This window comes from Bacillus sp. SIMBA_008, from assembly GCF_046535495.1.
Classification (GTDB): domain Bacteria; phylum Bacillota; class Bacilli; order Bacillales; family Bacillaceae; genus Bacillus; species Bacillus subtilis.
The window spans coordinates 134395-154742 of sequence record NZ_JAWRWL010000007.1 but is presented as its reverse complement, the minus strand read 5'-3'; the positions used below and the strand labels follow the sequence as shown (position 1 = coordinate 154742).

At 40.7% G+C, this 20348-nt stretch carries 29 protein-coding genes and 1 pseudogene; 21 read left to right on the top strand and 9 right to left on the bottom strand.

Annotated features, from left to right (window positions below; translation table 11 throughout):
* Nucleotides 1-126 precede the first annotated feature (126 nt).
* Nucleotides 127-885 carry a gamma-polyglutamate hydrolase PghL gene (pghL, locus tag SB658_RS20120; RefSeq protein ID WP_129092444.1) on the top strand — a complete coding sequence of 253 codons (759 nt, stop codon included), beginning with the start codon at nucleotides 127-129 and terminating at the stop codon, nucleotides 883-885.
* A 26-nt stretch (nucleotides 886-911) separates the two neighbouring features.
* Here the strand turns inward: pghL and SB658_RS20115 are convergent, their stop codons facing one another.
* Nucleotides 912-1361 (bottom strand): YndM family protein, encoded by a 450-nt coding sequence (locus tag SB658_RS20115; RefSeq protein ID WP_003245454.1) that lies wholly within the window; start codon nucleotides 1359-1361, stop codon nucleotides 912-914.
* Nucleotides 1362-1567: 206 nt separating this feature from the next.
* Here SB658_RS20115 and fosM point away from each other — a divergent pair, with 206 nt between their 5' ends.
* Nucleotides 1568-2002: a FosM family fosfomycin resistance protein gene (gene fosM, locus SB658_RS20110; protein ID WP_024573196.1), complete on the top strand. Its 435-nt coding sequence runs from the start codon at nucleotides 1568-1570 to the stop codon at nucleotides 2000-2002.
* Nucleotides 1911-2253, top strand: a pseudogene (locus SB658_RS20105) (hypothetical protein). Before fosM ends, SB658_RS20105 begins: the two are co-directional and overlap by 92 nt.
* Before the next feature lie 286 nt (nucleotides 2254-2539).
* On the opposite strand, the gene lexA reads toward SB658_RS20105, so the two are convergent.
* On the bottom strand, nucleotides 2540-3157 hold the full coding sequence (gene lexA, locus SB658_RS20100) for a transcriptional repressor LexA (protein WP_024573195.1): 618 nt from the start codon (nucleotides 3155-3157) through the stop codon (nucleotides 2540-2542).
* Nucleotides 3158-3306: 149 nt separating this feature from the next.
* Here lexA and yneA point away from each other — a divergent pair, with 149 nt between their 5' ends.
* From yneA to SB658_RS20070, 6 genes are all read left to right on the top strand, one after another.
* A complete protein-coding gene (gene yneA / locus SB658_RS20095) occupies nucleotides 3307-3624 on the top strand; it encodes a cell division suppressor protein YneA (RefSeq protein ID WP_003231598.1) in 318 nt (105 codons plus the stop codon).
* Between the two features lie 18 nt (nucleotides 3625-3642).
* Nucleotides 3643-4296 (top strand): YneB family resolvase-like protein, encoded by a 654-nt coding sequence (locus SB658_RS20090; RefSeq protein WP_024573194.1) that lies wholly within the window; start codon nucleotides 3643-3645, stop codon nucleotides 4294-4296.
* Between the two features lie 63 nt (nucleotides 4297-4359).
* A complete protein-coding gene (locus tag SB658_RS20085; RefSeq protein ID WP_024573193.1) occupies nucleotides 4360-4593 on the top strand; it encodes a DUF896 domain-containing protein in 234 nt (77 codons plus the stop codon).
* Nucleotides 4594-4761: 168 nt separating this feature from the next.
* On the top strand, nucleotides 4762-6765 hold the full coding sequence (gene tkt / locus SB658_RS20080) for a transketolase (RefSeq protein ID WP_124059913.1): 2004 nt from the start codon (nucleotides 4762-4764) through the stop codon (nucleotides 6763-6765).
* Nucleotides 6766-6917: 152 nt separating this feature from the next.
* Entirely contained in the window at nucleotides 6918-7364 is a 447-nt protein-coding gene (gene sirA, locus SB658_RS20075; protein ID WP_003231591.1) for a sporulation inhibitor of replication protein SirA, read from the top strand.
* A gap of 85 nt (nucleotides 7365-7449) precedes the next feature.
* Entirely contained in the window at nucleotides 7450-7668 is a 219-nt protein-coding gene (locus tag SB658_RS20070; protein ID WP_003221221.1) for a YneF family protein, read from the top strand.
* Between the two features lie 73 nt (nucleotides 7669-7741).
* On the opposite strand, the gene ynzD is transcribed toward SB658_RS20070, so the two are convergent.
* Entirely contained in the window at nucleotides 7742-7915 is a 174-nt protein-coding gene (gene ynzD, locus SB658_RS20065) for an aspartyl-phosphate phosphatase YnzD (RefSeq protein ID WP_010886518.1), read from the bottom strand.
* A gap of 219 nt (nucleotides 7916-8134) precedes the next feature.
* On the opposite strand from ynzD, the gene ccdA reads away from it, so the two are divergent.
* The 3 genes from ccdA (at nucleotide 8135) to SB658_RS20050 (ending at nucleotide 9863) form a co-directional block, all read left to right on the top strand.
* Nucleotides 8135-8842, top strand: coding sequence for a cytochrome c-type biogenesis protein CcdA (gene ccdA / locus SB658_RS20060; protein ID WP_124059914.1), 708 nt, complete (start codon nucleotides 8135-8137; stop codon nucleotides 8840-8842).
* A gap of 88 nt (nucleotides 8843-8930) precedes the next feature.
* A complete protein-coding gene (locus tag SB658_RS20055) occupies nucleotides 8931-9293 on the top strand; it encodes a response regulator (protein WP_003245707.1) in 363 nt (120 codons plus the stop codon).
* 78 nt (nucleotides 9294-9371) lie between these two features.
* Nucleotides 9372-9863 (top strand): CcdC family protein, encoded by a 492-nt coding sequence (locus SB658_RS20050; RefSeq protein WP_072174017.1) that lies wholly within the window; start codon nucleotides 9372-9374, stop codon nucleotides 9861-9863.
* A gap of 30 nt (nucleotides 9864-9893) precedes the next feature.
* On the opposite strand, the gene yneK is transcribed toward SB658_RS20050, so the two are convergent.
* The 4 genes from yneK to sspO all read right to left on the bottom strand — a co-directional run bounded on the left by yneK (nucleotide 9894) and on the right by sspO (nucleotide 11354).
* Nucleotides 9894-10322, bottom strand: coding sequence for a DynA interaction protein YneK (gene yneK, locus SB658_RS20045; RefSeq protein ID WP_003231580.1), 429 nt, complete (start codon nucleotides 10320-10322; stop codon nucleotides 9894-9896).
* Nucleotides 10323-10556: 234 nt separating this feature from the next.
* Nucleotides 10557-10949 carry an outer spore coat protein CotM gene (cotM, locus tag SB658_RS20040; protein ID WP_015251997.1) on the bottom strand — a complete coding sequence of 131 codons (393 nt, stop codon included), beginning with the start codon at nucleotides 10947-10949 and terminating at the stop codon, nucleotides 10557-10559.
* A gap of 80 nt (nucleotides 10950-11029) precedes the next feature.
* Nucleotides 11030-11176, bottom strand: coding sequence for a small acid-soluble spore protein P (locus SB658_RS20035; RefSeq protein WP_003221237.1), 147 nt, complete (start codon nucleotides 11174-11176; stop codon nucleotides 11030-11032).
* Between the two features lie 31 nt (nucleotides 11177-11207).
* Nucleotides 11208-11354, bottom strand: coding sequence for a small acid-soluble spore protein SspO (gene sspO, locus SB658_RS20030; protein WP_003244839.1), 147 nt, complete (start codon nucleotides 11352-11354; stop codon nucleotides 11208-11210).
* A 227-nt stretch (nucleotides 11355-11581) separates the two neighbouring features.
* Here sspO and acnA point away from each other — a divergent pair, with 227 nt between their 5' ends.
* The 7 genes from acnA (at nucleotide 11582) to SB658_RS19995 (ending at nucleotide 16417) form a co-directional block, all read left to right on the top strand.
* Nucleotides 11582-14311 (top strand): aconitate hydratase AcnA, encoded by a 2730-nt coding sequence (acnA, locus tag SB658_RS20025; RefSeq protein WP_003245728.1) that lies wholly within the window; start codon nucleotides 11582-11584, stop codon nucleotides 14309-14311.
* Nucleotides 14312-14382: 71 nt separating this feature from the next.
* Nucleotides 14383-14895 carry a redoxin domain-containing protein gene (locus SB658_RS20020; RefSeq protein WP_003244797.1) on the top strand — a complete coding sequence of 171 codons (513 nt, stop codon included), beginning with the start codon at nucleotides 14383-14385 and terminating at the stop codon, nucleotides 14893-14895.
* 81 nt (nucleotides 14896-14976) lie between these two features.
* Nucleotides 14977-15102, top strand: a complete 126-nt coding sequence (locus tag SB658_RS20015; RefSeq protein WP_003244964.1) for an FbpB family small basic protein — start codon at nucleotides 14977-14979, stop codon at nucleotides 15100-15102.
* 64 nt (nucleotides 15103-15166) lie between these two features.
* The gene (gene sspN / locus SB658_RS20010) at nucleotides 15167-15313 is read left to right on the top strand and encodes an acid-soluble spore protein SspN (protein ID WP_003231569.1); all 147 of its coding nucleotides are present in this window, start codon (nucleotides 15167-15169) and stop codon (nucleotides 15311-15313) included.
* 36 nt (nucleotides 15314-15349) lie between these two features.
* A complete protein-coding gene (tlp, locus tag SB658_RS20005) occupies nucleotides 15350-15601 on the top strand; it encodes a small acid-soluble spore protein Tlp (protein ID WP_003231568.1) in 252 nt (83 codons plus the stop codon).
* An 84-nt stretch (nucleotides 15602-15685) separates the two neighbouring features.
* A complete protein-coding gene (locus tag SB658_RS20000; protein WP_029726675.1) occupies nucleotides 15686-16102 on the top strand; it encodes a YbgC/FadM family acyl-CoA thioesterase in 417 nt (138 codons plus the stop codon).
* A gap of 15 nt (nucleotides 16103-16117) precedes the next feature.
* Complete coding sequence (locus tag SB658_RS19995; RefSeq protein ID WP_029726676.1) at nucleotides 16118-16417, top strand: hypothetical protein; 300 nt, start codon at nucleotides 16118-16120, stop codon at nucleotides 16415-16417.
* A 30-nt stretch (nucleotides 16418-16447) separates the two neighbouring features.
* Here the strand turns inward: SB658_RS19995 and SB658_RS19990 are convergent, their stop codons facing one another.
* Both SB658_RS19990 and plsY read right to left on the bottom strand, forming a co-directional pair.
* Nucleotides 16448-16735, bottom strand: a complete 288-nt coding sequence (locus tag SB658_RS19990; RefSeq protein ID WP_003231562.1) for a HesB/YadR/YfhF family protein — start codon at nucleotides 16733-16735, stop codon at nucleotides 16448-16450.
* 87 nt (nucleotides 16736-16822) lie between these two features.
* The gene (gene plsY / locus SB658_RS19985) at nucleotides 16823-17404 is read right to left on the bottom strand and encodes a glycerol-3-phosphate 1-O-acyltransferase PlsY (protein ID WP_003231560.1); all 582 of its coding nucleotides are present in this window, start codon (nucleotides 17402-17404) and stop codon (nucleotides 16823-16825) included.
* A gap of 169 nt (nucleotides 17405-17573) precedes the next feature.
* On the opposite strand from plsY, the gene SB658_RS19980 reads away from it, so the two are divergent.
* Both SB658_RS19980 and parE read left to right on the top strand, forming a co-directional pair.
* The gene (locus SB658_RS19980; protein ID WP_014479943.1) at nucleotides 17574-17981 is read left to right on the top strand and encodes a CoA-binding protein; all 408 of its coding nucleotides are present in this window, start codon (nucleotides 17574-17576) and stop codon (nucleotides 17979-17981) included.
* A gap of 399 nt (nucleotides 17982-18380) precedes the next feature.
* Nucleotides 18381-20348: a DNA topoisomerase IV subunit B gene (parE, locus tag SB658_RS19975; RefSeq protein ID WP_014479944.1), complete on the top strand. Its 1968-nt coding sequence runs from the start codon at nucleotides 18381-18383 to the stop codon at nucleotides 20346-20348.

The window sequence follows — 20348 nt, the reverse complement described above, 5'->3', positions numbered from 1 at the left end:
AGCGCCCGGGCTAATGGTATATAATATTGTGAATTTAACAAAAATTTAACAAGGAGGACGAGAGAATTCGTGCTAAAGCCTCAAAGAGACCTACATTCTGTTGATTTGGACTTAGAGGCGGAGTAGATGAAACCGGCCAAAGTATCCCTGCTCCGCCGTTTGCTCCATTCCTTGAAGCATGTTGATTGTAACATAGCCAAACGTTTTCCATCAACTATTAAAATTGTAAAATTATTGTTGATTTTTATGGTGTTTACTCCGATTTCTTCAATTTATGCTGAAGATGTATATCAGAATTTTGAGGAATTAAAAAACAATGAAGATCCTTCTGATTATGGCGTTGTTACGAAAGAAACCGGAAGCCCTGTTCTTGTTTTAGCTATTCACGGAGGAGGTATTGAAGGCGGGACAAGTGAAGTAGCGAGAGAGCTCAGCAAAGAGTACTCGATGTATTTATTTGAAGGCTTAAAATCGACAGGAAACTCAGTCCTGCACATTACGAGTACGCACTTTGATGAACCTCGGGCCCTTAAAATGACGGGAAACCATGAATATGTCATTTCATTACACGGGTACGCAGAAGAAGATCAGCAGATCGAAGTCGGCGGTACAGATCGCGTAAGAGCGGCAGATTTAGTTGAGAAATTGCAGCATGCCGGTTTTCCTGCTGTATTACTCAATACGGACCATCCGCATGCGGGCGTTAGTCCGAATAACATTGCAAATAAATCAAAAACAGGTTTAAGTATTCAGATAGAAATGAGCACAGGGTTTCGAAAGTCTTTGTTCGGCATCTTTTCTTTAAAAAGCAGAGCTGTTACTCAAAATGAGAGGTTTTATGAGTTTACAGAAGTGATGTTCCGTTTTCTCAAAAATAGCTACTGAAAAATAGGAGGCGATAAGACAGCCTCCTATTCCTTATGCTTCTCTTTCGTTTCGGGAAACAGCTCGTCCGCGGCTTCCGTTTGATACTGCAACGTGTTATCTCTCGCTGACAGTTCATTTCGGAAATTTTCATCAAGGACATTTTTCAGTAAATACCGATGAAAAAAGTATTCAAAAACAGTAAGACAGGCAGCGGAAAGGAGAGCTGCTCCAAATGGTGAGAAATCGTTTCTTGTTTGGGTTAAAACAAATACCCAAAGAATAACGAATGAAAGGCCAAAGTCAGCCAATGAAGCTGTAATATTGTTTGTTCTGGGTAAGACGAGCATGTCACCAGAAAGATAGGAAACAAAACCTAAGAAAAGTGCAATAAACATCACACTTAAGAAGGATGCGTGATAGACTCTGTCCAAAATCACATATAAAAGGGCGAGAGTGAAAGCAATCTTTGAAGCAAGCGCAATGATATGTTTCATTTGACCACCTAAATTGTTATTTTTTGAAGAAAATTATTGGGCGTAAACAAACGATAAATAATGCAATTCAAAACCATTCATAATGGTCATGTTACTATTTTAAACAGTCCGTTTTTGTTTACACTGGTATTTTTTTCAGCTGTATGAATCTTTTTATGAAAAAAGTCGTATATGTGGATGATCAGCTACCAAGGGGGGAATGATTTGTGGAGATAAAAGGAATCAATCACTTGCTATTTTCAGTTTCGCATTTGGATACATCGATTGATTTTTATCAAAAAGTGTTTGGTGCAAAGCTTTTGGTAAAGGGAAGAACAACTGCATATTTTGATATGAACGGCATCTGGCTAGCTCTTAATGAAGAACCAGACATCCCGAGAAATGACATTAAGCTTTCTTATACCCATATTGCTTTTACAATTGAAGATCATGAATTTGAGGAGGTATCAGCTAAATTAAAAAGACTTCATGTCAATATTCTGCCTGGCAGAGAACGAGATGAACGCGATCGAAAATCAATTTATTTTACCGACCCTGACGGCCACAAATTTGAATTTCATACCGGAACCCTTCAAGACAGGCTTCGATATTACAAACAAGAAAAAACGCATATGCACTTTTATGATGAAACGGCCTTTTGATAGCACAACCATATTTCATATAAGGTTAAATTTAAAGAAGGGTGTTGGTGGAGACTTTATGTTTGGGGAAGGTTTCTACCCGACTTGTTCAACGATGCCATATATTTTGAACTGCACAAGTGATTGGGTGAAGGTGAAATTGAAATACACATTACATTTTATATGAAGAAAGCGAGCTGTTTTATCAGAATGTTGAACTAATTAAACTATGTACTAAATTTTCAGTATATTTCAATTGCTTCGCCCCTTAATAAATATAAAACCGCATCCTTCCACGACCTAAAAAATGAAACGTTTTTAAGAAGATAGCGTCTAATATTCTAAACGTTCATATTTTGATAAAAGTTTCCTGAAGGAAAGAAAATTTCTTGACTTCAACAATCTTTTGGTGGATAATTATGGTGTAAACATGATGTTCTTTTTCCTCCTATTCAGGCTCGCACCCAAAAGTCAGGGCGAGCCTGCTTTTTTTGAACAACAAACCCCCTCTCCGTAAAGGAAGAGGGGGTTATTTTATGCATCTGATAGATCAATAGATTAATGGACGGTTCTGAACACGCCAATCACTTTCCCTAGAATGCTGACATTCTGCAAAATGATAGGTTCCATCGTTGGGTTCTCAGGCTGCAAGCGAATGTGGGTATCCTCTTTATAGAATCGTTTTACAGTTGCTTCATCCTCTTCTGTCATCGCAACTACAATTTCCCCATTGTTCGCTGTGTTTTGCTGTTTAACGATGACATAGTCCTTATCGAGAATACCAGCATCTATCATACTGTCTCCCATAATCTCCAGCATAAATACATGCTCGTCTGGAGGAACCATGCGGTCAGGGAGCGGAAAATATTCTTCAATATTTTCTACTGCTGTAATAGGAGATCCCGCCGTGACTTTCCCGATGACCGGTACATTAACGACCTGGCTTTGCGGAATGTCTACTTCTTCATCAAGAATTTCTATTGCTCTTGGTTTTGTCGGATCTCGTCTGATCAGCCCTTTTGTTTCCAAACGGGCCAAATGGCCGTGGACAGTAGAGCTGGACGCAAGCCCGACAGCCTCTCCGATCTCTCTCACGGAAGGCGGATATCCTTTTGATTTAACCTCTGCTTTAATAAAACGGAGGATATCAAGTTGCCTTTTTGATAGCTTCGTCATTTTTCGCACCTCAAAACGTCGATTTTAAGAAGATTATAGCATGATTTTCCTTACAGTACAAACATAGGTTCGAAAAAACAATTGACAGAAACGTTTGTTCGTATATACTGAAATTATAAAAATGCGAACAAACATTCCTGTTGGAGGTTATGATCATGAGTAAAGAATCTATTATTTTTGTCGGTCTGTTCACAGTGATTTTGAGCGCGGTTATCCTTATGCTGTCATATACAAGCAGCGGCCAGGAGCTTAATCAGTATGTTAAAATAGAAGTCCAGCAAGGCGACACACTTTGGTCAATTGCTGATCAGGTAGCAGATACAAAAAAGATAAACAAAAATGATTTTATTGAATGGGTAGCTGATAAAAATCAACTACAAACATCTGATATCCAGCCGGGTGATGAGTTAGTGATCCCATTGAAAAAGAAGCATCAGGATGCATATGAATTGGCAACTGTAAGATAGAGAGGAAAGAGAGATAAAATGAAAGCACTCATTTATGCCCGTGTAAGCACAAATAAAGAACAGCAGGAAACGTCATTAAAGCGGCAGGAAGAGGAGCTTACGGCCATTGCTGCGGAGAACGGCATGGAAGTCGTCAAAGTGATTTCAGAAAAAGCCAGCGGATATGAAATGGATCGGGATGGTGTATTTGAGCTGCTTGATGAGATTAAGATCGCTGGAATTGATGTCATTTTGGTTCAGGACGAGACAAGGCTCGGGCGGGGAAACGCAAAAATCGCACTGCTTCATTGTATTTACAGAGAAGGTGTGAAAGTCTATACAACGGCTCACAGAGGTGAACTGGAGTTATCGGAGGCTGACTCAATGGTCTTGGAAATCGTCAGCATTGTGGAAGAGTATCAGCGAAAGATTCACAACATGAAAATCAGACGGGGAATGAAGCGTGCAGTAAAAAACGGTTTTAAACCGCAAAAAAACTTAAAAAACCAACATGAGAACAGTGGAAAAGAAAAAATAGAGGTGCCAATCTCTGAGATCGTCCGCCTAAGAGCGAATAAACTAACGTTTGCTGAAATCGCGGCTACCCTAAGAGGGTTTGGCTATGATGTCTCTAAAGCAACCGTTCACCGGCGTTTTCAGGAATACATAGAGAATGTAGAGACAGCAGAGTGAATCAGTTGTAAAACTTTTTTTGATCTAGTACTATATAGACAAAATGCAATAAAGGAGTTTAACATGATTTCAAACGCGAAAATTGCCAGAATTAATGAGCTTGCTGCCAAAGCTAAAGCTGGCGTTATTACAGAAGAAGAAAAAGCCGAACAGCAAAAGCTCCGTCAAGAGTACTTGAAAGGTTTTCGTTCTTCTATGAAGAACACGTTAAAAAGCGTGAAAATCATTGACCCAGAAGGCAATGATGTAACACCAGAAAAGCTAAAAAGAGAAAAAAGAAATAACAAACTTCACTAATATAAGAGGAATACGGCAATATCGTATTCCTCTTTTGCATATACTATAATCAAAACTCTTATGTGACAAAATTCAACAAGTTTCTCTCAAATTTAAGCTGAAACAGTTGAGAAAAAGTCGTCAGACATTTATGATGTAAGGGTACAACACATAAGGAAGGGGATTTTTATGGATACAATTGAAAAGAAATCAGTTGCTACCATTCGCACACTGTCAATAGACGCTATTGAAAAAGCAAATTCTGGTCACCCAGGGATGCCGATGGGAGCCGCTCCAATGGCATACACGCTGTGGACAAAATTTATGAACGTAAGTCCGGCAAACCCTGGCTGGTTTAACCGTGACCGTTTTGTTTTATCTGCTGGACACGGGTCAGCACTATTATACAGCATGCTTCATTTAAGCGGGTTTGATCTTAGTATTGAAGATCTTAAGGGATTCCGCCAGTGGGGCAGCAAAACACCTGGACACCCGGAATTCGGACATACTGCCGGTGTTGATGCTACAACAGGTCCGCTTGGCCAAGGAATTGCCATGGCAGTCGGTATGGCAATTGCTGAACGCCATTTAGCGGAAACATACAACCGCGATGCATTTAACGTAGTCGATCATTATACATACAGTATTTGCGGTGATGGTGATTTAATGGAAGGTATTTCTTCTGAAGCCGCTTCACTCGCAGGCCATCTTCAGCTTGGCCGTCTGATCGTACTATACGATTCTAATGACATCTCTCTTGATGGAGACCTCGACCGTTCATTCTCTGAAAACGTGAAACAGCGTTTTGAAGCAATGAATTGGGAAGTTCTTTATGTTGAGGATGGAAACAATATTGAAGAATTAACAGCGGCTATCGAAAAAGCACGCCAAAATGAAAAGAAACCTACATTAATTGAAGTGAAAACGACAATCGGATTCGGTTCACCTAACCGTGCCGGTACATCCGGTGTTCACGGTGCACCGCTTGGTAAAGAGGAAAGCAAATTAACAAAAGAAGCTTACGCGTGGACGTATGAAGAAGACTTCTACGTTCCGTCAGAAGTTTATGAGCATTTCGCTGCAGCTGTTAAAGAATCAGGTGAGAAAAAAGAACAAGAATGGAATGCTCAATTCGCTAAATATAAAGAAGTTTATCCTGAACTTGCTGAACAGCTTGAACTGGCAATCAAAGGAGAGCTTCCGAAGGACTGGGATCAAGAGGTTCCTGTGTATGAAAAAGGAAGCAGCCTGGCATCCCGTGCATCTTCCGGTGAAGTTCTCAACGGACTTGCGAAAAAAGTTCCTTTCTTTGTCGGAGGTTCTGCTGACCTAGCGGGATCGAACAAAACGACTATTAAAAATGCCGGTGATTTTACAGCGGTTGATTACTCAGGCAAAAACTTCTGGTTTGGTGTACGTGAATTTGCGATGGGTGCAGCCTTAAACGGTATGGCGCTTCATGGCGGTCTTCGTGTATTCGGCGGAACTTTCTTTGTCTTCTCTGATTACCTGCGTCCTGCGATTCGCCTTGCAGCGTTAATGGGCCTTCCTGTGACATATGTCTTCACACATGACAGTATTGCGGTTGGTGAAGACGGTCCGACGCACGAGCCTGTTGAACAGCTTGCTTCACTCCGTGCGATGCCTAACCTTTCTTTGATCCGTCCAGCAGACGGCAATGAGACAGCAGCAGCATGGAAGCTTGCAGTGCAAAGCACTGACCACCCAACAGCGCTAGTGCTTACACGTCAAAACCTTCCTACCATCGATCAAACATCTGAAGAAGCATTGGCAGGAGTAGAAAAAGGTGCATATGTCGTTTCTAAATCTAAAAACGAAACACCTGACGCTCTTCTCATCGCTTCCGGATCAGAGGTAGGTCTTGCAATTGAAGCGCAGGCTGAATTGGCAAAAGAAAATATCGATGTTTCTGTTGTCAGCATGCCTTCAATGGACCGTTTTGAGAAACAATCTGATGAATACAAAAACGAAGTCCTTCCTGCAGATGTGAAAAAACGTCTTGCAATTGAAATGGGCTCATCATTTGGATGGGGCAAATACACGGGACTTGAAGGTGACGTTCTCGGCATAGACCGATTCGGTGCATCTGCTCCAGGTGAAACTATCATTAACGAATACGGCTTCTCAGTTCCGAACGTAGTGAATCGAGTTAAGGCATTAATCAATAAGTAAACTTTTGAAAGAGGATGAGTCAAATCATCCTCTTTTTCTTGTTTATCCGACAAAAATAGTATTGGCTGTTTAACAGTAATAGACAATTCTTTCTTTTCTTCTTTTGTATAATAGAGAGCAAATGAATTGCTGCTGGAAAAGGGGATGAAAAGATGGAACGTCACTACTATACGTACCTGATCAAAGAGGAATTTGCCAATCACTATTTCGGCCGGGAATCGGTTATGTTTGAGCTGTTTCAAGACTATCATTGGACAAGCCTTGAAAAGCAGCAGTATGAAATGACAGAGAAACAGATTCAATATATTACACAACCAATCCCGATTTTACATATGCATCAGCGGTTAAAAATGAATTTAAACAAGACGGATTACAGGCAGCTGGATTATATTTATAGAATAGCTTTGCCGAAAGCAAAAGGCCACGCGACGTTTATGATGAAGGAGCACATGATAGAAATTGTGGCTTCGGGAGATTACGAGGCAGAAACGATATTCTTTGAAGTGTTAAGAAAAGTTAGCCCTTGCTTTTTAGCAATGGATTTCAATTCGAAGCGTTACGGATGGCTAAATCCGGTGAAAGAAAGAAATTTTGTCTAAAACCGAAGAAAAAGAGATGTAAATGTTGTATAATAGCTTTTGGTTTAGTACACTTTAAACTAGACAACATGAAGGAGGAAATAAAATGACTTTATGGGTTGGCATCCTAGTGGGCGTTGTTGCATTGCTCATAGGTGTTGCACTCGGGTTTTTTATTGCTCGTAAATATATGATGAGCTACCTGAAAAAGAATCCGCCTATTAATGAACAAATGTTACGCATGATGATGATGCAAATGGGAATGAAACCTTCTCAAAAGAAAATCAATCAAATGATGAAAGCCATGAATAATCAAACGAAATAATACGTAAAGATTATGATATAGAGAAACATGGTTATAAAATAAAAAACCCTTATACGGGTTTTTTATTTTGCAATCATTCATCACCCGCTACTGCTCGAAGGCGCTGCTTTTGATATTGTATGAGAAGATGGTCAAGCTCCTGACTGAGCTCTATCGTAATATGAGATGTCATTCCGTTCGCCATGACAATTTGCAGCAGCTCTGCTCTTTTTTTTTCAATTTCTTTTAATAGATGCTCTCTAATCACAGGGATGTATCCTTTCATACATTAGATCTTCAAAGTGAATGTTTATATTATATCCATATTTATACTAATTTTCAAATGAGAAGGAGTATAATGTCTCAGTGTCAAATTAAATTATATAAGTTTTTTCTGAAAATAGAAATCCTTCAAGTGAAAGTGTTAAAAAAATGAAATGATTTTGTCATAACTTGAAGGAATGTCAAATCATGAAGGGATGATGACATGGGAGACGTGAATTATTTTTTGACATTCGGAGCGGGGTTTTTATCCTTTATTTCGCCTTGCTGCCTGCCGCTTTACCCAGCTTTTTTGTCATATATTACAGGGGTCAGCATGGACGATGTAAAAACAGAAAAGCTGCTGCTGCAGAAAAGAAGCCTGTTTCATACTTTGTGTTTTTTGCTTGGCTTTTCAGTCATTTTTATTGCTTTAGGCTATGGAACATCTTTTATTGGCAGTCTGTTTAGGGATTATCACGATGCGATTCGGCAAATTGGCGCGTTGCTTATTATTTTGTTCGGTTTCATTACACTCGGGGTGTTCCGGCCTGAGGCTATGATGAAAGAGCGGAGAATCCATTTTAAGCATAAACCAAGCGGGTTTTTAGGTTCGGTCATAATCGGAATGGCATTTGCAGCTGGATGGACACCATGTACCGGTCCGATATTAGCTGCTGTTATCACACTTGCAGGCACCAATCCGGGCTCAGCGGTGCCATACATGATGTTATATGTACTCGGTTTTGCGGTACCGTTTCTTTTATTGTCTTTTTTTATCACAAAGCTGAAGTGGATAAGGAAGAACCAGCTTTTAATTATGAAAGCTGGCGGCGTTTTGATGATTGTGATTGGTGTGCTGTTATTCTTTAATTGGATGAGCCTGATCATTATTTTGCTGTCAGATCTTTTTGGAGGCTTTACTGGTTTTTGACGGTAAATTACTTTCGTACTACTACTAATCCTTTTGTTTTTGGTACAATAAGACTATTATCTGTGGAAATCGATTGTTGGAGGGGAATATGACAAGAGTTTTAGTTGTAGACGACGCCAAGTTCATGAGAGTGAAAATCAGAGAGATCTTGGAAGAGGCAAATTACATAATCGCAGGCGAAGCGGCGGACGGTGAACAAGCAGCGGACCTGTATAAAAAACTGCGCCCGGACCTTGTGACAATGGATATTACAATGCCGGTGAAAAACGGCATAAAAGCGCTTCGTGATATCTTAACCTTTGATCCTAAAGCGAAGGTCATCATGTGCACCGCCATGCGCCAGCAAAGAATTGTAACGGAAGCAATTGAGCTGGGGGCAAAGGATTTTATTGTTAAGCCGTTTGAGGAAACAAAAGTGCTGGAAGCTGTAAGCCGCGTTATGGGACATTAAAGTCATTTCTTTTCAAAATGGTTTTTTTTATTGTTTTGGAGTATAGTATATAGTATCAACACTCCGAGAAACAAAGGAATGATAAGTATGATGATTATAGTTTCATCGATTATTGCTGTGTTAATGGCTGTAGCTGTGATGGTGGTCAGAATAAAGTCCTCTGACAAGCCTGTTTCACCAAAAAAAATCATTCTTCCGCCGATTTTTATGAGTACGGGAGCGTTAATGTTTTTATTTCCGGTATTTTGGGTAACTGGTGCAGAGTTTTTGGAAGCATTCACTTTAGGTGTGATTTTCTCTATTTTTCTAATCAAAACTTCTAAGTTCGAAATTAAAAATAATGAAATTTACATGAAACGCTCTAAAGCATTTGTTTTTATATTAGTCGGTCTTTTGGTGATCAGAATCGTGATGAAATCGATCTTGAGCACATCAATCGATTATGGTGCACTGAGCGGAATGTTTTGGATTCTGGCTTTCGGTATGATTGTGCCTTGGAGAATCGCCATGTATTTATCATATCGAAAACTTCATAACGAGCTGCAGTCAGCTAATATTCAAATGAATTAAAAAACCTTTCCTCTTGTCAGGAAAGGTTTTTTATTTGAGAAGGGTCTGATAAGGTTCCAAATCGATTTTTTTGTCCCGCAGATGCCTTTTTAAGAAGGTATGGTCTCTTTTAGGAGTTGCGAGAATATAGCCTTTGATCATAAGTTGCTGATCAATCTTTGCTACCTTTTCTTTTAATGCAAGCTCACCGATTTTGCCTGCGATTTTGGCTTTTGCTGCATCTCTGAACAGCTCTGGCACCGGCGCAGTCAATTCATCTAGAAACTGTTTGTTTTCATCGTTCCATAAATGTCTGCTGTTTTCAATATAGTAATCCTGCCAATCAAGCTCTGATCTGCCGTCCTCTTTTGGTAAACGCTTTAAAAACTTTCGAAACATGAAAAAACCGCCGATTGATAATAAGACTACCATCATGATCACCCAAAACAGAATAAACCATAAAAACCATCCTTCCAGCATCAATCATTCCCCCTTATTCTAACCATATTGTATACGAAGAGAGATTAGAAGAACACAGTAAAAAAAGAATAGAAAAAAGTGATAGACGTCTAGTCAAAAGAGATAGTAGATCATATTCTATTGTATAGTGAATCTGCTATTTGGCCATGGGAGAGTCACTAGAGGGTATTTGACGATAAATGGACGGAAAAAAAAGTCACTTTCATAATAGGGGATGAAAGTGACTTTTTATGTTTAGCTGAGAGGAAATTGAAGAGAAAAAGAAGAGCCATCTTCTGTTTCTTTATTGACGGCGACTGTGAGTATTTGATTTTCGCATTCGGCTTGAATGGTTTTGTCATTAAAATAAAAAGGAAGCATCATTTGTTTTTCAAAAGTCTGTCCTGACGATTTGACAGTTAAGATGAACTCGCATCCAGAAAGGGTAACTGTTACTTGTGTAGGCTGTAAAAAAGTCAGATCCGCTTCTATAATATACTGCTGACTTGTTTCATATAAATCAATAGGCAATGTTTCGTCGTACCAGGCGAAGGGGTCTTCAAAAAATTGCCGAAGCCATTCATCCATACTATCGAAATCATTCGCATCGTTGCGTTTTGAATGGTTCATGGAAGCATTCCTCCACATATCAACCTTGCTTTACATCATATGCGGTGGATTATAAATGGGTGAACGCATAAAAAAACAGACACTAAGGTCTGCTTTTCTTACATATCATGGCTTGAGTTGTGCTTTTGTCTTGTATGGTTTCGGTTCTTTACTTTTTTGCTTCCGCTTAGAGGCTCAGGTTGGCCGGGATTGTGTCCTTTAGGGGCGTTTTTATGCATATCTTTACTTGTATTCTTATTGGTCATAAAATGAGAACCTCCTTAAAAGAGTTCGGTGTTATTGATTGGTTTTTCTTTTTTTGTTATTTTGGCGTTCTGCTTCAGTCAGTACAAGCTGGTCGTTTTCAATATAGCCGGCGCCTTTGCCTTGGCTTTTTGCGTCATTCATTCCGTTAATGACGTGATTCGCTTTTCTTTTGACCATCATTATCACCTCAATCATAATATGGCTTCTTTTATTGTGTTATATGAGAGAGCGTAAACAGTAAAAATTACCGGTACATTTTTCTCATAAGTCTAACTTATTGTATTTAATAAAAACATTGATATTTACTTATGTATGATTTTGTTTTAATATGAAATTGTGAGAAAATTGTGATGGAATGTAATGTTCATCTGAGAATGATCTGATCTGAAGGGGGATTTTGGAGAATGGCAAACGAGCAAAAAACTGCAGCAAAAGACGTTTTCCAAGCGAGAAAAACGTTTACTACAAATGGGAAAACATATCATTACTACTCTTTAAAAGCGTTAGAAGATTCAGGTATAGGAAAGGTTTCGAAGCTTCCTTATTCCATCAAAGTTCTTTTAGAATCAGTATTGCGTCAAGTTGACGGCTTCGTTATCAAAAAAGAACACGTGGAAAATTTGGCAAAATGGGGAACTGCCGAATTAAAGGATATCGACGTTCCGTTCAAACCGTCTCGTGTTATTTTACAAGACTTCACAGGGGTTCCGGCAGTAGTAGATCTGGCTTCACTGCGTAAAGCAATGGCAGCTGTCGGCGGAGATCCTGATAAAATCAACCCTGAAATTCCTGTTGATCTTGTTATCGACCACTCTGTACAGGTAGATAAAGCGGGTACAGAAGATGCATTAGCAGTAAATATGGACTTGGAATTCGAAAGAAATGCAGAGCGCTACAAATTTTTAAGCTGGGCAAAGAAAGCGTTTAACAATTATCAGGCAGTACCGCCTGCAACAGGTATTGTGCACCAGGTCAACCTTGAGTTCTTGGCAAGTGTTGTCCATGCCATTGAAGAAGACGGCGAGCTTGTAACGTATCCTGATACGCTTGTCGGAACAGACTCACACACAACAATGATTAACGGTATCGGTGTTCTCGGCTGGGGTGTCGGTGGAATTGAAGCTGAAGCGGGAATGCTTGGACAGCCTTCTTACTTCCCAGTTCCAGAGGTAATCGGCGCGAAACTTGTCGGCAAGCTTCCGAACGGAACAACAGCTACTGACTTGGCGTTAAAAGTAACACAAGTGCTGCGTGAAAAAGGCGTTGTCGGTAAATTTGTTGAATTCTTCGGACCGGGAATTGCTGAACTGCCGCTTGCAGATCGCGCAACAATTGCGAATATGGCTCCGGAATACGGTGCTACATGCGGATTCTTCCCAGTAGATGAAGAAGCGCTTAACTACCTGCGCCTGACTGGCCGTGATCCTGAACATATTGATGTTGTTGAAGCATACTGCAGAAGCAATGGCTTGTTCTACACTCCAGATGCGGAAGACCCTCAATTTACTGATGTGGTTGAAATTGACCTGTCTCAAATTGAAGCAAACTTATCGGGTCCAAAGCGTCCTCAGGATTTGATCCCGCTATCTGCTATGCAGGAAACGTTTAAAAAGCAATTAGTCAGCCCTGCAGGTAACCAAGGATTCGGTTTAAATGCTGAGGAAGAAAATAAAGAAATTAAGTTTAAACTCCTTAACGGCGAAGAAACAGTTATGAAAACGGGTGCGATCGCCATTGCTGCGATTACAAGCTGTACAAATACATCAAACCCATACGTTCTGATCGGCGCCGGACTGGTAGCGAAAAAAGCGGTTGAGTTAGGGCTTAAGGTGCCTAATTACGTGAAAACGTCACTTGCACCGGGTTCTAAAGTTGTTACAGGATATCTTGTGAATTCAGGCCTTCTTCCATACATGAAAGAGCTTGGCTTTAACCTCGTTGGGTACGGCTGTACAACATGTATCGGGAACTCAGGTCCGCTTTCACCGGAAATCGAAGAAGCGGTTGCGAAAAATGATCTTCTGATTACGTCTGTCCTTTCCGGAAACCGTAACTTTGAAGGACGTATTCACCCGCTTGTTAAAGGCAACTATCTTGCTTCACCGCCGCTTGTTGTGGCATATGCGCTGGCTGGAACGGTAAACATTAACTTAAAAACCGATCCAATCGGTGTGGGCAAGGATGGTCAAAACGTATACTTTAATGATATTTGGCCGTCAATGGACGAAATCAATGCACTTGTTAAGCAAACTGTTACGCCAGAGCTATTCCGCAAAGAGTATGAAACAGTATTTGATGACAACAAGCGCTGGAACGAAATTGAAACAACAGATGAAGCTTTATATAAATGGGATAACGATTCAACTTACATCCAAAACCCACCATTCTTTGAAGAGATGTCTGTTGAGCCAGGCAAGGTTGAGCCATTAAAAGGACTGCGTGTTGTCGGTAAATTCGGCGATTCAGTCACAACTGACCATATTTCTCCTGCGGGGGCAATCGGAAAAGATACGCCTGCCGGAAAGTATTTGCAAGAAAAAGGTGTTTCACCTCGTGACTTTAACTCCTACGGCTCCCGCCGTGGAAACCATGAAGTCATGATGAGAGGAACATTTGCCAACATTCGCATCAAAAACCAAATCGCACCGGGTACAGAAGGCGGATTTACGACGTACTGGCCGACTGGTGAAGTAACATCCATCTATGATGCATGCATGAAATACAAAGAAGATAAAACCGGTCTTGTCGTATTAGCAGGAAAAGACTATGGTATGGGATCTTCACGTGACTGGGCTGCAAAAGGAACAAACCTTCTCGGCATCAGAACGGTCATTGCAGAGAGCTTCGAAAGAATTCACAGAAGCAATCTTGTATTCATGGGTGTGCTGCCGCTTCAGTTTAAACAAGGTGAAAATGCGGATACACTCGGCTTAACGGGTAAAGAAGTCATCGAGGTAGATGTTGATGAAACAGTTCGTCCTCGTGACCTTGTGACTGTAAGAGCAATCAATGAAGACGGCAATGTAACAACTTTTGAAGCAGTCGTCCGCTTTGATAGTGAAGTTGAAATTGATTACTACCGCCATGGCGGCATCCTTCAAATGGTGCTTCGTGAAAAAATGAAGCAGTCCTGATGAATCAATAGGAAGAGAAGGCATTTCGCTTTCTCTTCTTTTTATGACACAATGTGCTGCGGAGGTGGCATATGCTGAAAAAATGGCTCGCAGGGATCCTGCTTATCATGCTAGTCGGTTATACGGGATGGAATTTATATCAAACATACAGCAAAAAAGAAGTCGGAATTCAAGAGGGGCAACAAGCACCTGATTTTTCTTTGAAAACGCTATCAGGAGAGAAAAGCTCTTTACAGGATGCAAAAGGCAAAAAAGTGCTGCTCAATTTTTGGGCAACTTGGTGTAAGCCGTGCCGTCAGGAAATGCCTGCGATGGAAAAGCTGCAAAAAGAGTACGCCGACAAACTTGCGGTTGTTGCGGTAAATTTCACTTCAGCTGAGAAAAGTGAGAAACAGGTCCGAGCGTTTGCTGATACTTATGACTTAACGTTCCCCATTCTGATTGATAAAAAAGGGATCAATGCTGACTATAACGTGATGTCATATCCAACGACATATATCTTAGATGAAAAAGGTGTTATCCAAGACATACATGTTGGCACCATGACAAAAAAAGAAATGGAACAAAAACTGGATCTTGATTAGATTCAGTTTTTTTTTATGCTCAGATATGCTTACAAGTTTTCAGAATTGGAAAAAATAAAAGAATATGCGGAGGTGAGAAGCGTGAAGAAGATGAGAAAACGTTCTTTTCATGAGCTCGTCATGGAAAACAAAAAAGAGCTGATGACCAATACAGAGTATTTAAATCAGCTTGAGGAAAAGCTTGAACAGCGATTTAAGCAAAAATAACCTTTAATTTGTATTCATGTTTACCCCTCCTTTTGAGAAACCTATCTGTTGAGGAGGGATAAACATGGGAAACAACAAGAAAAACGGTCAGCCTCAATATGCTCCAAGCCACTTGGGTACAAAGCCTGTAAAATATAAAGCCAATAAAGGGGAAAAAATGCATGATACTTCAGGACAGCGGCCGATTATCATGCAGACAAAAGGCGAGTAGCGAAAATTCGAGTTTATTTCTAGGAGGTACATCCGAATGACAAAGAACCAAAATCAATATCAGCAGCCTAATCCTGATGATCGTTCTGACAATGTGGAAAAATTGCAGGATATGGTTCAAAATACAATTGAAAATATAGAAGAAGCAGAAGCATCAATGGAGTTTGCTTCAGGAGAAGATAAACAGCGTATCAAAGAAAAAAATGCAAGGCGCGAACAGAGCATTGAAGCGTTTCGTAATGAAATACAGGACGAATCTGCAGCGAGACAAAACGGATACCGTTCTTAAAAAACCAGGGAAACCTGGTTTTTTTCTTTCTGATTTGATTATGGTAAAATGGGGCTAAATTGACGTTAAGGGAGCAGAGTAATCTTGCATGTATCAATAAAAGAAATAGAAGTGCGTTATGCAGAAACAGATCAAATGGGAATTGTCTATCACGCAAATTATCTTGTGTGGATGGAGGTCGGCAGAACGGCCTTGATTAAGGACTTAGGCTTTTTATATAGTGATATGGAAAAAAGAGGCGTTCTGTCCCCAGTCGTTGATATCAACATTTCCTATAAAAAGCCGCTTCATTACGGAGAAACCGCGGTTGTACATACATGGATAGAGGAATATAACGGCTTTAAAACCGTCTATGGTTATCACATTTATAATCCGGCCGGTGAGCTTTCCATCAAAGCCACCTCATCTCATATTTGTGTGGATAAAGAAAGCTTTAAGCCAATTCAATTCCGCAAAGCTTTTCCAGATTGGCACACATCATATGAAAAGGCCAAAAAATAGGGAAGTGAATGGGATATGGCGTTTGGTGTGAAACGGGAGGAACTTAACCGGTGGAAACAAGCAGTGAAAAGAGGAGAAATCGCATTTTTAACACATTACTGGCTGGATGACCGATTTCCGGGAGCAAGGACTGTAACAAAAGCCGGTTGTGCAGACATTGATAAGCTGGTTCAGTGGGGAGCGGCGTACGGGTTAAAAAAAGAATGGATCCATAAGAAAAGTGAATTTCCTCACTTCGATCTGCTGGGTGAAACGCAAAAATATGTTTTGGAACAAGAAAACCTAACCGATCATCTTATACGATTTCATTTGTAAAAAAAGAACGCACATGATGTGCGTTCTTTTTTATTGGTATTCAAAAACCGGTTCATCAGCGTCTTCTGAATAGCTGACGAGAAGGTCGTGGTTATCAAAGTACCATAAATCACTTTCTTCAATAAAGAAGGTAATGCCGTCAGCTTCTGCAGTAACTCCAGCCTCTTGTGGGGCATCTTTCGCTACACCGAGAGAAAAACCCTTTTGAACGTTGCTGCAGCCTCCATAGCGGACGAAAAAGCGAACCTGGTCTCCGCTTTCCAAATCGAGTTCTTCTTTATACCAGTTCAATGCGTCTTCGTTAATTGTCATATTCATAACAGAACACCCCTTTGTTCTTCATTTGAATTTTCTCTATTATAAACGTATTAGGCTATTCTGTGTCAAAAGAGAAGTTTTTTAAGCTTATAACCATTTTACTTTAGGTTCTGTTTTATTGATAATTCGTTTAATGTTCGCTCGGTGTCTGTATATCACAAAAATAGTGAGCAGGGTAACGACAATCAATAAATACGTATCATGGACAAAGAAACTATATATAACAGTATAGATCCCTGTTAACATCGATGAGAGAGAAACAAATTTAGTCAAGTATAAAAAGATGAAGAATACCGCAACCATCGTGATAAATAACAGGGGTGCATAAAATAGCAAAACGCCTCCTGATGTCGCCACGGCTTTACCGCCTTTAAATTTGGCGAAGATGGGAAACACGTGGCCTAAAACCGCAAAGACTCCTGCAAGAAGCGGGTGAATATCAACATGCATGAGAAAAGGCAATGCAGTTGCCAGTGTCCCTTTCAAAATATCTCCGGCTATGACGACCGAACCAGCTTTTACACCCAATGTACGGAATGCATTGGTAGCGCCTAAGTTGCCGCTTCCGTGCTCCCGAATATCAATTCCCTTGGCAAGCTTGCCCACAATTAAGCCAGACGGAATGCTGCCTATCAAGTAGGCCAAAATAATCAATAAAGCAATTAACATCTACATTTCTCCTTTTTCAAATTCCCTTCTTTTTATTTTAACATGAGATGTCATGATCTGATGATAAGTTTTTTTGTAAAGTTTGCTTACAAATCCAATCAAACATGCATCATATTTTGATTTCTCCTGTTTTGATCGTGTAAAATAAGTGGAAAAGGAGTGACACACGATGCAAAATCCTTCTAAAGCGGAAATTAAAGAGATTCTTCAAAGAAGCAAACGTATAGCGGTAGTAGGGCTTTCAGACCGTCCGGATAGAACGTCACATATGGTTTCAAAAGCAATGCAGGACGCGGGTTATGAAATTATCCCTGTGAACCCTACAATTGATGAGGCGCTAGGTATCAAAGCCGTTTCATCTTTAAAAGAGATAGACGGTCCGATTGACATCGTAAATGTATTCCGGCGATCAGAACAGCTTCCTGGAGTGGCGGAAGAGTTTTTAGAGACAGATGCGCCAGTATTTTGGGCACAGCAAGGGCTAGTTAATGAGGAAGCATACCAGATGCTAAAAGAAAAAGGCAGAACGGTTATCATGGATCTGTGCATAAAAGTGGCACACGCTGTAACAAAATAGGTGCAGAACTGCAAAAATCCTTGTAAATTCAAGGATTTTTGCTTTTTAATTTTAAGATATTGTTTGCGTATTACGGTGAAACAGATACAATAAAGCTTGAACAGCTTTTTTTGAATACCTTGTCCAGCTGGGTTTCGGCCGTTCGATTTGCGAAGGTCTGCTGCTTTATATATAATAAACAAACATACGTTCTCATGGTGTAAAAACAGCACTAGCCGATGTTTTGAGAAGAACTGATTCGTTAGCTCTATGTTGCGATTGCAAACATATTGGTTATAATGAGGAGTCCAAGGCAGTACTGGCTCGAGGCGAGGTTTATAAAAAATATCTTATATACAAATGATGTGTAACACTGAAAAAGAGAAAGACAATGTTAGTTTTTGAAAGGGGTTTGTACGTTTGGCTAGAAAACAGCAATTTGATTACAACGAAGATGCCATACAGGTGCTCGAAGGCCTTGAGGCTGTCAGGAAAAGGCCGGGTATGTATATTGGCTCTACTGACGCGCGAGGTTTGCACCACTTGGTTTATGAAATTGTAGATAACTCTGTCGACGAGGTGCTTGCCGGCCATGGAGATCACATAATCGTCAAAATACATAAAGACAATAGTATTTCTGTACAGGATAGAGGCCGCGGCATGCCGACCGGAATGCATAAGCTCGGCAAACCAACCCCTGAAGTGATTTTAACGGTGCTTCATGCCGGAGGAAAATTCGGCCAAGGCGGCTATAAGACAAGCGGCGGGCTCCACGGAGTTGGTGCATCAGTCGTGAATGCTTTATCTGAATGGCTGACGGTTACCATTGAGCGGGACGGTTTTGTCTATCAGCAGCGATTTGAAAATGGAGGAAAACCGGTTACATCTCTCGAAAAGATCGGCAAAACAAAAAAGACGGGAACTCTTACACACTTTAAGCCAGATCCAACGATGTTCAGCACAACCACTTATAATTTTGAAACGCTCTCTGAGCGCTTAAGAGAGTCTGCGTTTTTGTTAAAAGGATTGAAAATTGAGCTGATTGATGAACGCAATGACCAGCATGAGGTCTTTTATTATGAAAACGGCATAGAAGCGTTTGTTGCTTATTTAAATGAAGAAAAAGACGTCTTGTCTGAAGTGGTCTCGTTTGAGGGGGAGCATCATTCTATAGAAGTGGACTTTGCGTTCCAGTTTAACGATGGTTATTCTGAAAATATTTTGTCGTTTGTCAACAATGTCAGAACAAAAGACGGCGGGACGCATGAGTCAGGTGCAAAAACTGCGATGACGCGTGCTTTTAATGAATATGCGCGAAAAGTTGCTTTGCTGAAAGAAAAGGATAAGAACCTTGAAGGCACCGATATAAGGGAAGGGCTTTCAGCCATTATTTCTGTCCGCATTCCTGAGGAGCTTCTTCAATTTGAGGGACAAACAAAAGGAAAGCTCGGTACCAGTGAAGCAAGATCAGCGGTGGATGCGATTGTTTCAGAGCAGCTTGCTTACTTTTTAGAGGAAAATCGGGACACTGCAACGCTTCTTGTCAAAAAAGCAATCAAAGCGAGCCAGGCGCGCGAAGCGGCACGCAAAGCCCGTGAAGAAGCAAGAAGCGGCAAAAAACGAAAAAAATCAGAAGCGACTTTAAGCGGAAAGCTGACGCCTGCGGGTTCAAGAAACCCGGCAAAAAATGAATTGTATCTCGTTGAGGGAGATTCAGCAGGCGGGTCAGCCAAGCAGGGACGAGACCGCAGATTCCAAGCGGTACTGCCTTTACGTGGTAAAGTCATTAATACAGAAAAAGCTAAGCTTGCTGATATCTTTAAAAATGAAGAGATCAATACGATCATTCATGCGATCGGCGGGGGAGTCGGGGCAGATTTCTCAATCGATGACATCAACTACGACAAAATCATCATTATGACCGATGCCGATACTGACGGCGCCCATATTCAAGTGCTGCTTCTTACCTTTTTCTATCGCTATATGAAACCACTCATTGAGCATGGCAAGGTGTTCATTGCGCTGCCACCTTTATATAAGGTCAGTAAAGGAAGCGGGAAGAAGGAAATCATTGAATATGCATGGTCTGATGAAGAGATGGGTGATGTCCTGAAAAAAGTCGGCAAAGGCTATACCATTCAACGATATAAGGGTCTTGGAGAGATGAACGCAGACCAGCTGTGGGAAACGACGATGAATCCGGAGTCCCGCACACTTGTTAGGGTCAAAATTGACGATGCGGCACGTGTAGAAAGACGTGTGACGACGTTAATGGGAGACAAAGTAGAGCCGCGCAGAAAGTGGATTGAGAAAAACGTCGCTTTCGGCTTAGATGAAGAAAGCAATATTTTAGAAAATGAAAACTTATCGGTCGCTGAGGAGGTTTAA